Annotated in this window: 12 protein-coding genes and 1 other RNA gene; 8 read left to right on the forward strand and 5 right to left on the reverse strand. The window is 57.9% G+C overall.

Annotated elements, in window-relative coordinates; translation table 11 throughout:
• Positions 1-203: 203 nt before the first annotated feature.
• The 3 genes from ssrA to smpB form a co-directional block, all read right to left on the reverse strand.
• Positions 204-567, reverse strand: a transfer-messenger RNA (tmRNA) gene (ssrA, locus tag DIT71_RS01835).
• 90 nt (positions 568-657) lie between these two features.
• Entirely contained in the window at positions 658-2,073 is a 1,416-nt protein-coding gene (locus tag DIT71_RS01840; RefSeq protein ID WP_114611488.1) for a wax ester/triacylglycerol synthase family O-acyltransferase, read from the reverse strand.
• Between the two features lie 140 nt (positions 2,074-2,213).
• Positions 2,214-2,693 carry an SsrA-binding protein SmpB gene (gene smpB / locus DIT71_RS01845; protein WP_114611489.1) on the reverse strand — a complete coding sequence of 160 codons (480 nt, stop codon included), beginning with the start codon at positions 2,691-2,693 and terminating at the stop codon, positions 2,214-2,216.
• Between the two features lie 179 nt (positions 2,694-2,872).
• Between smpB and DIT71_RS01850 the strand changes: the two genes are divergently transcribed.
• The 3 genes from DIT71_RS01850 to DIT71_RS01860 all read left to right on the forward strand — a co-directional run bounded on the left by DIT71_RS01850 (position 2,873) and on the right by DIT71_RS01860 (position 5,290).
• Positions 2,873-4,489, forward strand: coding sequence for a sodium-dependent transporter (locus tag DIT71_RS01850; RefSeq protein ID WP_114611490.1), 1,617 nt, complete (start codon positions 2,873-2,875; stop codon positions 4,487-4,489).
• Between the two features lie 76 nt (positions 4,490-4,565).
• On the forward strand, positions 4,566-5,012 hold the full coding sequence (locus DIT71_RS01855) for a type II toxin-antitoxin system RatA family toxin (RefSeq protein ID WP_114611491.1): 447 nt from the start codon (positions 4,566-4,568) through the stop codon (positions 5,010-5,012).
• Positions 5,009-5,290, forward strand: coding sequence for an RnfH family protein (locus DIT71_RS01860; RefSeq protein WP_199490930.1), 282 nt, complete (start codon positions 5,009-5,011; stop codon positions 5,288-5,290). Before DIT71_RS01855 ends, DIT71_RS01860 begins: the two co-directional genes overlap by 4 nt.
• A 7-nt stretch (positions 5,291-5,297) precedes the next feature.
• Here DIT71_RS01860 and DIT71_RS01865 read toward each other — a convergent pair whose 3' ends face one another.
• Entirely contained in the window at positions 5,298-5,624 is a 327-nt protein-coding gene (locus DIT71_RS01865; protein WP_114611492.1) for an outer membrane protein assembly factor BamE, read from the reverse strand.
• A 122-nt stretch (positions 5,625-5,746) separates the two neighbouring features.
• On the opposite strand from DIT71_RS01865, the gene fur reads away from it, so the two are divergent.
• Positions 5,747-6,157 carry a ferric iron uptake transcriptional regulator gene (gene fur / locus DIT71_RS01870; RefSeq protein WP_114611493.1) on the forward strand — a complete coding sequence of 137 codons (411 nt, stop codon included), beginning with the start codon at positions 5,747-5,749 and terminating at the stop codon, positions 6,155-6,157.
• Between the two features lie 108 nt (positions 6,158-6,265).
• Here the strand turns inward: fur and recN are convergent, their stop codons facing one another.
• Entirely contained in the window at positions 6,266-7,945 is a 1,680-nt protein-coding gene (gene recN, locus DIT71_RS01875) for a DNA repair protein RecN (RefSeq protein WP_114611494.1), read from the reverse strand.
• Positions 7,946-8,191: 246 nt separating this feature from the next.
• On the opposite strand from recN, the gene grpE reads away from it, so the two are divergent.
• The 4 genes from grpE to dapB all read left to right on the forward strand — a co-directional run bounded on the left by grpE (position 8,192) and on the right by dapB (position 12,867).
• Positions 8,192-8,797: a nucleotide exchange factor GrpE gene (gene grpE, locus DIT71_RS01880; protein ID WP_114611495.1), complete on the forward strand. Its 606-nt coding sequence runs from the start codon at positions 8,192-8,194 to the stop codon at positions 8,795-8,797.
• 111 nt (positions 8,798-8,908) lie between these two features.
• The gene (gene dnaK, locus DIT71_RS01885) at positions 8,909-10,834 is read left to right on the forward strand and encodes a molecular chaperone DnaK (RefSeq protein WP_114611496.1); all 1,926 of its coding nucleotides are present in this window, start codon (positions 8,909-8,911) and stop codon (positions 10,832-10,834) included.
• Between the two features lie 78 nt (positions 10,835-10,912).
• Complete coding sequence (gene dnaJ / locus DIT71_RS01890) at positions 10,913-12,046, forward strand: molecular chaperone DnaJ (protein WP_114611497.1); 1,134 nt, start codon at positions 10,913-10,915, stop codon at positions 12,044-12,046.
• 11 nt (positions 12,047-12,057) lie between these two features.
• Positions 12,058-12,867 carry a 4-hydroxy-tetrahydrodipicolinate reductase gene (dapB, locus tag DIT71_RS01895; protein WP_114611498.1) on the forward strand — a complete coding sequence of 270 codons (810 nt, stop codon included), beginning with the start codon at positions 12,058-12,060 and terminating at the stop codon, positions 12,865-12,867.
• Positions 12,868-12,900: the final 33 nt, after the last annotated feature.

The following is a 12,900-nucleotide window of genomic DNA, read 5'->3' on the forward strand; positions in this document are numbered from 1 at the left end:
ATGGCTCGCGGTTATTTTTTTATGAGATATCCAAAAGGTGCTCCTCGAAGGACAGATCGTCCACCTGCAATCCTTCTGTAGCGACTGGGCGGGAGAGGTGAGGATGCCGATGGATCAATATGGATACGACAGGCATAAAAAAGCCCCATTTCCGGGGCTTTGGGCGTTTCAGTGGGTCTCGCTGGACCCCTGAAACTCTTGGTTGGTGGAGACGGCGGGAATTGAACCCGCGTCCGCCAGTACTCAGCCTTGAGGTCTACATGTTTAGCGTCTCTCTATTGATTTAAGTTCAAGCGACCCGAGAGTCAGGGTGCAAGAACCGAGCTCTTTGAATCTTAGCCTCTAACCAGTGAGCTCTGGTTAAAGGAGCATCCCGTAAGCGATGACGTCCTGAGATGTAGCTCTGGGCTACGGGCGACCCAGTCAGGACGACTAGCAGCTTACGCTGCTAGTGAGTAGTTTTCGTCGTTTGCGACTATTGCGTTGCAGCTTTGGATTAACGAGATTCGCTGCCATCTCGACATGCACTCAAGGGTTCGCCACCGGCGTCGAAGCCATGTCGTCCCCTTATGCTTAGTATATGTGTCCGGATTGCCGGACTTCAAGGTTTGTTTGTACAGTTTTGTACGATTGGCCTGCCAGATGTACCTACAGGCTCTAGCCGGCCTTGCGTACACCGGCTCCCCGGCCGGCCAGGGCGGCGTGGCTCAGGGCCTGAAAGCTTTCCCGGAAGTGTTTCATGATATCTTCCGGATTAGCCTGGATGGCCTTGTCGACGGTAATGCCGAACTGCACAGTGCCGGCGTAGCTGAAAATGCTGATGCCGATGCCGATGCTGCCGCTCTGGGGCACCCAGAACATGGGCTGGGTCAATTTGCTACCAGCCAGGTACAGGGCATGTTTGGGCCCCGGCACGTTTGTAAGCACTGCCGAGGCCTTGTTGCTCAGCAGGTCCAGGGCCCGGCGTTCAAGGATATCGGGGCCACGGCCGAACAAATCAAGGAGGCTGTAGGTCACCTGGGCCTGGTAGGAGCGTTTTAGCCGGTTCATGTTCTCCTGCACTTGCCGGAAACACATGATCGGGTCCTGCACTTCCACAGGCAGTGTTACCAGAACCATCCCGAACTTGTTGCCGAGGGTCTCAATGGGCTGGTCGAGGGGCCGCAGGTTGAAAGGCACGGCTACCCGGATACCGCACTCCGGAATGGGTTCTTTGTTGGCGGCAAAATGCCGCTGCAGTGCGCCGGTGGTGGCGTAGAGCAGGGCGTCGTTGATGGTACCTCCGAGTGCTTTGGCACAAGCCTTAACTTCGTCGAGGTCCAGGGGCTCGCCCCAGGAGACCTGCTTGCGGCCGGAAAGAGGGCTTTTCAGGTCGGTTTTTGGTTCGAAGGGCGCCAGGCCCAGCTTGATCAGATCAAAGGCAACGCCGCCGGCGGCGGTGGCCAGTTTGAGGGGGTAGCTGGGCTCTTTGCGCACCGAGTGGATGAACAGCCTGGCCTGGTCGGTTGCCGTATAGGTACTGTCCACCAGCCGGTGCAGCGTGCGCTGAAGGGTGGAAGTTGTTTTGTGGCGGACCTTCGGTTTTGTGGTGACCCGCTTCAGTTTGGGCTCGGGGGTCTTGTCGGTGAGGGAAAGCATGACCCGCACCAGCGAAATACCGTCGGCAATGCAGTGGTGAATTCGCACTATCACTGCACTGCCACCCTCGTAGTCATTGATGTAGTGCATTTGCCAGAGTGGCCGGCGGAAATCCAGGGAGGTGCTGTTCAGGTCGCCGGCCAGTTTCTGGAGCTCGGCTTTGTCTGCCTTGCCCGGCAGGGCGATTTCATGCAGGTGGTTGTCGAGGTGAAACAGCGGGTCGTCCTGCCAGTAGGCCCGGTCGCCGTCGTCCACCACCCGTTGGCGGAAGCGCTGGAAGCACAGGAAGCGTTCCTCGAGCGTTCGTTTCAGGCGATTGATGGAGATGGAGCGGTCAAGGGCCAGTATCCCGCAGATCATCATGGGATTTTCCGGGGTGTCCATGCGCAGCCACGCGCGATCGATGGAGGACATAGGTATCTGTTTGGGTGACATAAGCTCTCCCTTTGCCATGCACCGGAATCTCCGAGTATAGGCCTGTTGAAAATCCGAACAAAGAGAGTGAGTATGCGACACACCGGCCGGTACTGCCTTTGACCGGTGTCAGGTATCTGTAAATTTGTGCGGTTTCGTGATCAGACGTTATTATCGCGCAAGATACGCTGCTTCTGGCGGTTCCAGTCCCGCTCTTTCTCGGTGGCGCGTTTGTCGAACTGCTTCTTGCCTTTCACCAGGGCTATCTCGCACTTTACCTTGTTCTTTTTCCAGTAGAGTGCCAGGGGAATGCAGGTGTAACCTGCCTGGTTCACCTTGCCAACGATCTTGCCGATTTCCCGGGCGTGCAGAAGCAGCTTGCGGGTGCGGGTCGGATCCGCAATCACGTGGGTTGACACTGTCGTCAGCGGCGTAATGTGGGAACCAAGGAGCCAGGCTTCACCATCCTTCAACAACACATAGGCGTCGGTCAGTTGCGCCTTGCCGGCGCGCAGGGACTTCACTTCCCAGCCCAGCAGGGCAAGGCCGGCCTCGAAGCGCTCCTCGATGTGGTACTCGTGTTTTGCCTTTTTGTTCAGGGCAATGGTGGCGCTCGGGGCGCCGGGTTTCTTCTTGCTCATGAATCGGTGATCCGGAGTCGGACAAGGAATTTATCGGGCGTAATTGTGCCGGAAAAGCGCGCATTGTAGCTCAGTAGTGCCAGACCGGTCACGAAATCGGCGTGATTGCCTCTGCCGATGGTCGTACGGGTCGTAATTCCTCCGCTACAATGTCTCCTCAGATGTCGTCAGGGAATGGAATGCCGATACCGTACGAAACACCCACCGGGTCCTGGACCCGGCCAACGACCTTTTTCTGGGCTGCAACCGGTGCAACGTTTGGCCTGGCGAACGTTTGGCAGTTTCCCTACCTGGCCGGCCAGCACGGTGGCGGATTGTTCGTTCTGCTCTATCTGTTCTGCCTGGTGCTGATCACCCTGCCGCTGATGGTGACGGAGGCGACCATGGGGCGGCATTCCCGCCACGGTCTGGTGCTGGCGATGGACGGGTACGTGCGCAGGGCGCGGTGTTCCCGCTGGTGGGTATGGGCTGGCAGGATGGGCATTGTTGCCGCGCTCCTGGTTCTCTCCTTTACTGCCGTGTTCGGCGCCATTGCCCTGGCCTACGTTTTCTACGGCGCTATGGGCCGGTTCATTGGTGCCGGCGAGGCAGAAGCGGCGGCGACTCTCTCCGCGCTGGTTTCCGATCCCGACGACTATCGTGTATTCATGGCCTGGCACGGGTTTTTTCTGCTACTGGTGATCTGGGTTTCCACACAGGGTGTGGTCGATGGTCTTGAGCGTGCGGTGCGAGTGGTAGCACCCCTCATGCTTCTGATGCTGCTGGTACTGGGTGCTCTGGCGGCCTGGGCCGGTGAGTTTCGCGCTGCCTCCGACTATATGCTCAGTTTCCGCCCCGCTGATGTGACTCCGGAAAGTCTTCAGGCCGCGCTATTTCACGCGTTTTTTACCTTGGGACTGGGTATGGGAGTGTGGACCCTGTTCGGTGCCTACACACCCGTGGGCACTCGACTGAAGCGTTCCGTGCTGGCGGTTGTGTTGATGGATACCCTGATCGCGATTGTGGCGGGTCTGGCGATCTACTCCTTTGTGCCCGGGGGAAATGCCACGGAAGGAGAGCGTGGCTTTGGTCTGCTCTTCCTCTCCCTGCCGGTGGCGTTGTCAGACCTGCCGGGTAGCCAGTTCCTGATTGCGACCGTCTTTCTGGTGGTTGTGATGATCGTATGGACAACTTCCCTGTCGCTGCTTGAGCCGGTGGTCGGCTGGTTCCGGGAATGGACCGGAGCACCCCGGGCCTGGTCGGTGTTTTTGATGGCGATACTTGTCTGGCTTCTGGGTCTTGGCTCTCTGCTGTCTTTTAATGCCTGGTCAGAGGTCCGTCTTGCGGGCGGGACGGTGTTCCGATGGGTTGAGCTGGCTTCAGGGGGGCTGCTGATTCCGTTGGTGAGTATCCTGATCGCTGTTTTCGCCGGCTGGTGTCTGACGCGCAATCTGACCTTTACCATCCTTGGCGCGGCCCCGGGCCTGTTCCGGAGCATATGGTTCTGGGTCATGCGGCTGGTGCTCCCCCTGGTTGTTGCGTATATCGGTATCCAGTACACCGCGGTCTCCTTGCTTGGCATGTGCAGTACCGGGAGCGCTGCCCTTTGGTGCGGCCCGGCGGAGGTCCTGGCAACGGAATCGATACCTCTGCAGGGCGCTGGTGAAAATCCTCCGGAAGCCGAAGACGAAGGGGGCAAGGACAGTCAGCTAGAGGGCGCCGAACCTGTGCAGACGGAGGGAGACGGAGAGCTCGAAGGCGCAAATGGCAATGAAAGTGGTCCCAATAACGGCGAGATCCTTTATCATAGTGTCTGATAAAGGCTGGCCTCGCCGGCCTGGCTTCCGCAGTGTCATTTATTCAAGCACGTATCAAGCAGGACGTTCGCCCCCAATGCCCCATCAGATTGATAAAACCGCGCTGGTTATGCATCCGGCAGACCGCATGTTCCATCTGGTCAACGACGTGGCCCGGTATCCCGAATTCCTCCCCTGGTGCGCGGATACGGAAATACATGAGCAGAGCAGCGATCAGATTGTGGCTTCCATGGATATTGCCAGGGGTGGCATTCGCCATCGTCTGACCACCCGTAACCAGCTGTTGCTGCCGCATACCATCGAAATGAGCCTTGTGGACGGTCCGTTTCGAAATCTGAGCGGGCGCTGGCATTTCAAATCTCTGGATGAAAATGCCTGCAAAGTCATTCTGACCCTGGATTTCGAATTCTCCGGATCACTGTCGCGTATGACGTTCGGGCCGGTATTCAACCAGGCCGCGACAACCATGGTGGATGCCTTTTGTCGCCGCGCGGACGAGCTCTATCGCGGAGGTGTGTTGTGATCGACGTGGAAGTGGCGTTCGCCCGACCCGAGCGGCAGGAAATCATCCGTTTGCAGGTGGAGGAAGGCACCACTGCGGTGGAGGCGGTGAAGCGTTCCGGTATTACGGCGGTTTTCCCGGAGATTGATGCGGAGAGGGACGATATGGGCATCTTCGGCAAGGTGATCAAGAACCCGTCTTCCCATGAGCTGCGGGACGGTGACCGGGTTGAAGTCTACCGCCCGCTCAAAATCGACCCCAAGCAGGCCCGGCTTAACCGGGCAAAGAAGAAAGCCTGATACCGGCTCAGTAGGCCGGTGTCTCTTCCAGCAGTTGCGCCTCGTAATAGGAATACTGGTTGTTATCGTAGTAGACGATAACCCGCTGTTCCTTGATGTCGCCACCGCTGCGCTGGAAGGTATACACGTAATATTCCCGGGACGGGTCGGCCGGGTTGGTCATCAGGGGCGTTCCCAGCAGGGAATGAACCTGGCTACGGGACATTCCCTCGGTCAGAGAGGTCAGCTCTTCGTCAGTGAGTATGTTTCCCTGTTGTACGTTGATCTTGTACACACCTGGGAAAGCACAGCCAGTCATGATGAGAGTGAGAATGAGAGCTGTGATCTTTTGCATCGCCGGGGGAAATCCTCTATCTTGAAATCGCCTGCCAAAGGCAGGTGTGACACGGTCTGACCGTTAACATGCGGCTCCATCATACCGGAAGCCGTGAAGCACACCAAAGAGTGAATCGTAACATGTCATCCGAAAACACCGAATTGCGGAAAGTCGGCCTTAAAGTCACTCTGCCGAGAGTGAAAATCTTCAATATCCTGGAAAGCTCTGAGGAGCACCACCTCAGTGCCGAGGATGTTTATAAAAAGCTTCTGCAGCAGGGTGACGATGTAGGCTTGGCGACTGTCTATCGGGTTCTGACCCAGTTTGAGGCTGCCGGCCTGGTGCTGCGCCATAACTTCGAAGGTGGCCACGCGGTCTTTGAAATGGCCGGCGATGACCACCACGACCATATGGTCTGCACGCAGACCGGAGAGGTGATCGAGTTCGTTGATGATATCATTGAAGAGCGCCAACAGAAGATCGCCAAAGAGCGTGGCTATGAAATCGTGGACCACAGCCTGATTCTCTATGTCAAACCTATCAAGTCCTGATGCGGGGGCCTGCGCAAGTTGAGGCTCGGGACAAAAAAGGGGCGGGTGTCTAGCCCGCCCCAACAACTCTCAGGATCGAGAGGGGAATAGCTTTGTCCTTACCACCGGTCAATGGTGTGTTGCCTGGCCCTTTGTGAACATTTCATGGGCGTGGGCGATGGTGTGCTCCGTCATATCAACACCACCCAGCATTCGCGCCACTTCGCTGACCCTGCCGTCGTCATCCAGTGATTCGATTCTCGAGTAGGTGGCGTCTGCTTCTGTGAACTTGCTGACGAACAGGTGCTGGTGACACTGCGCCGCCACCTGGGCGAGATGTGTTACGCACAGGACCTGCCCGTTATCGCCAAGACTGCGCAATAAACGACCGACCACTTCGGCGGTTCCACCGCCAATACCCACATCGACTTCGTCAAATACCAGGGTTGGTGTGGTGGAGGTTTGAGCAACCACCACCTGGATGGCCAGGCTGATGCGTGAGAGCTCACCACCAGAAGCTACCTTGGCCAGCGGCCGCGCAGGCTGGCCCGGGTTGGCGCTGACTAGGAACTCGACATCCTCCAGGCCGTGAGGCGCAGGTTCGGCATCCCTGTTACGGTTCAGATGGGTGACAAACTGGACGGCCGGCATGCTCAGCTGGGCCAGTTCCTCGGCAATCTTCTGGTCGAGGCTGGCGGCCGCCTGTTGACGGGATTCCGAGAGTTGTGAGGCCAGCTCGTTAAAGCGGCGCCTCTGTTCTTCCAGCTCAGCCTCCAGCTTTTCAACGCTGCCTTCACCGTCATCCAGTGAAGTCAGTTCGGCATTCAGGGACTGGTGGAATTCAGGAAGGGTTTCCGGCGTGATGCGGTGTTTGCGGGCCATCTGGTAGATGGCACTCAGGCGCTCTTCCACTTCGGCCAGCCTGGTCGGATCGGCGTCGTAATCCTCCACGAAATGGCGCAGGTTGTCGCCAGCCTCGGTGATCTGGATCTGGGCTTCGTTCAGCATCTGGATGGTTTCCGCCAGTGCCGGTATTTCCACGGGGAGTTGCTCCAGCTGCTGCAGTGCCTGGCGCAACAGGTCAGCCGCGCTGTTGTCGTCTTCCGTGCACAGCAGGTTGGCCTGGTGGCTGTTGTGCAACACCGTGTCTGCATGGCTGAGCTGTTCCTGTTCCTTCTCCAGCTGCTCCTGTTCGCCTGTTTCCAGTGCGAGGCGGTCCAGTTCCTCTACCTGGTAACGTAGCAGTTGCAGGCGTGCCTCCGCCTCGTCCGCGTTCTGCTGGCGTTCGGTCAGCCGTTGGCGGGTCTTGTGCCAGGTTTTCCAGGCCTCGCGGGTCTGGTCGCCGAGAGATTCCACCCCGGCAAACTCATCCAGCAGTTTGCGGTGGGTTTCCTTGCGCAGCAGGGACTGGTGCTGGTGCTGGCTGTGGATGTCCATCAGTACGCTGCCCAGGTCCTTCAGGTGCGTGAGGGGGCAGGGCTGGCCGTTAATATAGGCGCGGGAACGGCCGTCTTTGCTGATCACGCGGCGGAGGATGCACTGGTTGTCGTCGTCCAGCTCATGAGCTTCCAGCCATTGCCGGGCTTCGGCAATGCGGGATACATCGAAGGTGGCAGTGATGTCTGCCCGCTTGGCGCCGTGACGGACTGCGCCTGCATCAGCGCGACCACCCATGGCAAGGCCGAGGGCGTCCAGTACGATGGATTTGCCGGCGCCGGTTTCCCCGGTGAGTGCCGTCATGCCCTTGCCAAACTGAAGTTCGACCCTTTCGGCGATGGCGTAATTGGACACGGTGAGCTGTGTGAGCATGCAGAATTCCTCCGCTCGATTCCTGGGTACTGTGATTACATACAGTGACTGTGAATATATACAGGGTTTTTCCTGTTTGCAAATATCCCCCGAAGAATTTGTGGATGAATGATGACCTCAACGGTTGAAACATCTGTTGCGGGCCCCATATCCGTTCGCAAACACGTTCTTTACGGCTCAGCAGGGCCGGGAGCAATCGCTAACCGGCCGGTGTCAGGGCCGTCGACGATCAAAGTAGGAGTTGCCATGAGCGCTGACGAGAAGCGTAACGAACAGGTTGAGGAAGAGCTGCAAGAGTCTGCTGATGCCGCTGCGCAAGAAGCGGGCACAGCCGGGGATGACCCCGAGAGCTCTCCTGAAAATGAAGTTGAAGCGTTGAAAGCGCAGGCGCAGGAGTTTCAGGAGCAGATGCTGCGCTCCCAGGCAGAGATGCAGAACGTCCGTCGCCGCGCGGAAATTGATGTTGAGAAGGCTCACAAGTTCGCACTGGAGAAATTTGTCAAAGAGCTGCTGCCTGTTGCTGACAGTCTGGAAAAGGCTGTGGAAAGCACCGAAGGGCACGAAGACGCCGGCGAGCAGGTCGCATCTATCCGCGAAGGGGTCGAGATGACCTTGAATCTGTTCATGAACAGCCTCAGGAAATTCAACGTCGAGCAGCTTGATCCTGTTGGAGAGCCGTTCGACCCGCAGAAGCACGAGGCCCTGTCGATGGTGCCGGCACCCGACGCCGAGCCCAACAGTGTTGTTTCGGTCGTCCAGAAAGGCTACACGCTGAACGAACGGCTGGTCCGCCCGGCCATGGTAATGGTGGCCAAGGCCCAGAGCTCACCAAAAATCGACGAACAGGCTTGAAAAGCAGATTAAAGCGCCAATATAGCCAGTAAACAGGCAGTACACCGGCTTGGCCGGATTGGCCTTGAATCTAGTCAGAATTGAATTGAACAACCGAATTGGAGCATTTGCATGAGTAAAATCATTGGTATCGACCTGGGAACCACAAACTCCTGTGTAGCCATCATGGATGGCGACAAGGTCAAGGTTATCGAAAACGCCGAGGGTGATCGCACCACGCCGTCTATCGTTGCGTATACCGAAGACGGTGAAACACTGGTAGGCCAGTCGGCCAAGCGTCAGGCGGTCACCAACCCGAACAACACCCTGTACGCCATCAAACGCCTGATCGGTCGTCGTTTTGAAGACGACGTGGTCCAGAAAGACATCAAGATGGTGCCCTACAAGATCGCCAAGGCTGATAATGGCGACGCGTGGGTAGAAGTGAAGGGCGAGAAGATGGCGCCCCCTCAGGTGTCTGCGGAAATCATCAAGAAGATGAAGAAGACTGCAGAAGATTACCTGGGTGAGAAAGTGACCGAGGCGGTCATCACCGTACCGGCCTACTTCAATGACAGCCAGCGTCAGGCCACTAAAGACGCAGGCAAGATTGCCGGTCTTGATGTCAAACGGATCATCAACGAGCCGACCGCTGCTGCCCTGGCCTACGGTCTGGACAGGAAGAGCGGCGATCGCACCGTAGCGGTTTATGACCTGGGTGGTGGTACCTTCGACATCTCCATCATCGAAATTGCCGACGTGGACGGCGAGCACCAGTTCGAAGTACTGGCCACCAACGGTGACACCTTCCTGGGTGGTGAAGACTTCGACATGAAGCTGATCGAGTACCTTGCCGACCAGTTCAAGAAAGACAGCGGTATTGATCTGCGCGGTGACTCACTGGCCATGCAGCGTCTGAAAGAGGCTGCCGAGAAGGCCAAGATCGAGCTGTCCAGCAGCCAGCAGACCGACGTCAATCTGCCGTATGTAACGGCCGACGCCAGCGGTCCCAAGCACATGAATGTGAAAGTGACCCGTGCCAAGCTGGAGTCACTGGTTGAAGAACTGATTGAGCGCAGTCTTGCGCCGTGCCGTACCGCGCTGGAAGATTCCGGTGCCAAGATCGGTGAAATCGACGAGGTGATCCTGGTCGGTGGTCAGACGCGCATGCCGATGGTTCAGGAAAAGGTGAAGAACTTCTTCGGTAAGGAAGCACGTAAAGACGTGAACCCGGACGAAGCTGTAGCCATGGGTGCTGCAATTCAGGCGGCCGTGCTCTCCGGTGACGTGAAAGACGTTCTGCTTCTGGACGTAACCCCCCTGACCCTGGGTATCGAAACCATGGGTGGTGTGGCTACGCCGCTGATCGACAAGAACACCACGATTCCGACCAAGAAGTCGCAGACATTCTCCACTGCGGATGACAACCAGACTGCCGTGACCATTCACGTAGTCCAGGGTGAGCGCAAGCAGGCGGCACAGAACAAGTCGCTGGGTCGGTTCGACCTGGCAGACATTCCGCCGGCACCCCGTGGCACGCCGCAGATCGAAGTCACCTTCGACATCGATGCCAACGGTATCCTGAACGTGTCTGCGAAAGACAAGGCGACCGGCAAAGAGCAGTCTATCGTGATCAAGGCGTCCTCAGGCCTGAACGAGGACGAAATCGAGAAGATGGTTCGCGACGCCGAAGCCAACGCGGACGAGGATCGCAAGTTCGAGGAGCTGGTCCAGGCCCGCAACCAGGGCGATGCAATGGTTCACACCGTTCGCAAGACGCTGGCCGATGCCGGTGACAAGATCAGCGACAGCGAGAAGGAGTCCATCGAGGCTTCCATCAAGGAGCTGGAAGAAGCGCTGACCGGTTCCGACAAGGAAGACATCGAAGCCAAGACCCAGAAGCTGACAGAAGCATCTTCCGAAATGGCCCAGAAGATGTATGCGGATCAGGCAGAACAGGCGCAGCAGGCCGGGGGCGAAGAAAACGCCCAGTCCGGTAAGAGTGATGACGCCGTTGATGCCGAGTTTGAAGAAGTCAAAGACGACGACAAGCGATAAAACGTAAGATCATCAGTCAGTTGGAAAACGCGGGAGCTCTCCCGCGTTTTCCTCGTTTTACCAACAGGGTTTTAGAGCATGGCCAAGCGCGATTATTACGAGATTCTCGGGGTTGCCCGGGAAGCGGATGAAAAAGAGGTCAAGCGAGCCTACCGCAAGCTTGCAATGAAGTATCATCCTGACCGCAATCCGGATGATGAAGATGCCGACCACAAGTTCAAGGAAGCCAGCGAGGCTTACGAAATACTGTCGGATTCATCCAAGCGTGCGGCCTACGACCAGTTTGGCCACGCCGGCGTAGATGGCCAGGCCGGTGGCGGCTTTGGCGGGGGAGGTGGCGGTGCCAGCTTCTCCGACATCTTTGGTGATGTATTTGGTGACATCTTTGGCGGTGGCGGGGGTCGTGGCCGCACCACTCGCGGTGCTGACCTTCGCTATACCCTGGAGCTGGACCTTGAAGAGGCGGTAAAAGGCAAGACGGTCCAGATCCGTATCCCCGGTCACACCCAATGTGAAACCTGCGACGGCAGCGGCGCCGAAAAAGGTTCCCGCCCGGAAGCGTGCGGCACCTGTAACGGCATGGGCCAGGTGCGCATGCAGCAGGGCTTCTTTACCGTACAGCAGGCCTGCCCTACTTGCCGGGGCGCGGGCAAGGTTATCAAGAATCCGTGCAAGAACTGTCATGGTACTGGCCGCGTCCAGGAAGAGAAGACACTCTCGGTCAAGGTGCCGCCTGGCGTGGACACAGGCGATCGCATTCGCCTCTCCGGGGAGGGCGAGATGGGCATCGACGGAGGTCCGCCGGGCGATCTGTATGTCCAGATTGCGGTGCGCGAGCACTCGATTTTCACCCGCGATGGCCGCAACCTCTACTGCGAAGTACCTATCAGCATCGTTGATGCCGCCCTTGGTGGCGAACTGGAAGTGCCGACACTTGATGGCCGCGTGAAGCTGAAGATTCCGCCGGAAACCCAGACCGGAAAACTGTTCCGGTTGCGGAACAAGGGTGTCAGTCCTGTTCGTGGCGGGCCTTCGGGCGACCTGTTGTGCCGGGTGACGGTGGAAACGCCGGTTCACCTTACCAAGCGCCAGAAAGAGCTGCTGGAAGAGTTTCAGGAGACTCTGGATGACGGCGACGGCAACAAGCACGGCCCGAAGAAGACGTCCTGGTTTGAGGGTGTGAAAAGTTTCTTTGACGAAATGAAATTCTGAGGACAGGTGAAATGGGCGATACGAGGGTAGCGATCATCGGCGCGGCCGGGCGAATGGGCAAGGTGCTGATCGAAGCGGTTGACGGCACTGATGGTCTTGAGCTTGGCGCCGCGGTTGTCGAGCCGGGCAGCAGCCTCGTTGGCGCCGACGCCGGCGAGATGACCGGTATCGGCAGGACCGGCGTGAAAATGGCCGGAAGCCTGGCCGAGGTAAAAGATGATTTCGACGTGCTCGTGGACTTCACCTTCCCGGACCTGACCCTGGAAAATGTCGAATTCTGCAAAGCCAACGGCAAGATGATTGTCATCGGCACCACCGGCCTGACCGACGCTGAGAAAGAGCAGCTGGCCCTGGCCGCCGAGCAGGCTCCCGTGGTCTTTGCTCCCAACATGAGCGTTGGCGTCAACGTCACCCTCAACCTGTTACGTACCGCGGCAGCAGCTCTGGGTGACGACTATGACGTGGAAATCATCGAAGCCCATCACCGTCACAAGAAAGATGCCCCTTCAGGCACTGCCTTGCGCATGGGTGAAGTCGTCGCCGATGCCCTTGGCCGCGACCTTAAGGAATGCGCCGTTTACGGTCGTGAAGGCTTCACCGGCGAGCGCACCCGCAAGGAAATCGGTTTTGAAACCATCCGCGCCGGGGATGTGGTTGGGGATCACACCGTTATGTTCGCCACCGAGGGTGAGCGCATCGAGATAACCCACAAGGCGAGCAGCCGGATGACGTTTGCCAAAGGGGCGATGCGAGCGGCGTTGTGGCTGGAAGGCAGGCCTGCCGGGTTATACGACATGCAGGATGTGCTGGGGTTGAAGTAGATGGTAATGAACATGGACACAAAGTCCCATATT

Origin of the sequence: Marinobacter vulgaris (assembly GCF_003344045.1) — a bacterium.
GTDB classification, from domain to species: Bacteria; Pseudomonadota; Gammaproteobacteria; order Pseudomonadales; family Oleiphilaceae; genus Marinobacter; species Marinobacter vulgaris.

Excerpts from the sequence above, each read along its gene's own strand:
- fur (WP_114611493.1), top strand. The coding sequence starts at position 5,747 with ATGTCATCCGAAAACACCGAATTGCGGAAAGTCGGCCTTAAAGTCACT.
- DIT71_RS01850 (WP_114611490.1), top strand. The coding sequence starts at position 2,873 with ATGCCGATACCGTACGAAACACCCACCGGGTCCTGGACCCGGCCAACG.
- smpB (WP_114611489.1), bottom strand. The coding sequence starts at position 2,693 with ATGAGCAAGAAGAAACCCGGCGCCCCGAGCGCCACCATTGCCCTGAAC.
- DIT71_RS01840 (WP_114611488.1), bottom strand. The coding sequence starts at position 2,073 with ATGTCACCCAAACAGATACCTATGTCCTCCATCGATCGCGCGTGGCTG.
- grpE (WP_114611495.1), top strand. The coding sequence starts at position 8,192 with ATGAGCGCTGACGAGAAGCGTAACGAACAGGTTGAGGAAGAGCTGCAA.
- dnaJ (WP_114611497.1), top strand. The coding sequence starts at position 10,913 with ATGGCCAAGCGCGATTATTACGAGATTCTCGGGGTTGCCCGGGAAGCG.
- dnaK (WP_114611496.1), top strand. The coding sequence starts at position 8,909 with ATGAGTAAAATCATTGGTATCGACCTGGGAACCACAAACTCCTGTGTA.
- recN (WP_114611494.1), bottom strand. The coding sequence starts at position 7,945 with ATGCTCACACAGCTCACCGTGTCCAATTACGCCATCGCCGAAAGGGTC.
- DIT71_RS01865 (WP_114611492.1), bottom strand. The coding sequence starts at position 5,624 with ATGCAAAAGATCACAGCTCTCATTCTCACTCTCATCATGACTGGCTGT.
- DIT71_RS01855 (WP_114611491.1), top strand. The coding sequence starts at position 4,566 with ATGCCCCATCAGATTGATAAAACCGCGCTGGTTATGCATCCGGCAGAC.
- dapB (WP_114611498.1), top strand. The coding sequence starts at position 12,058 with ATGGGCGATACGAGGGTAGCGATCATCGGCGCGGCCGGGCGAATGGGC.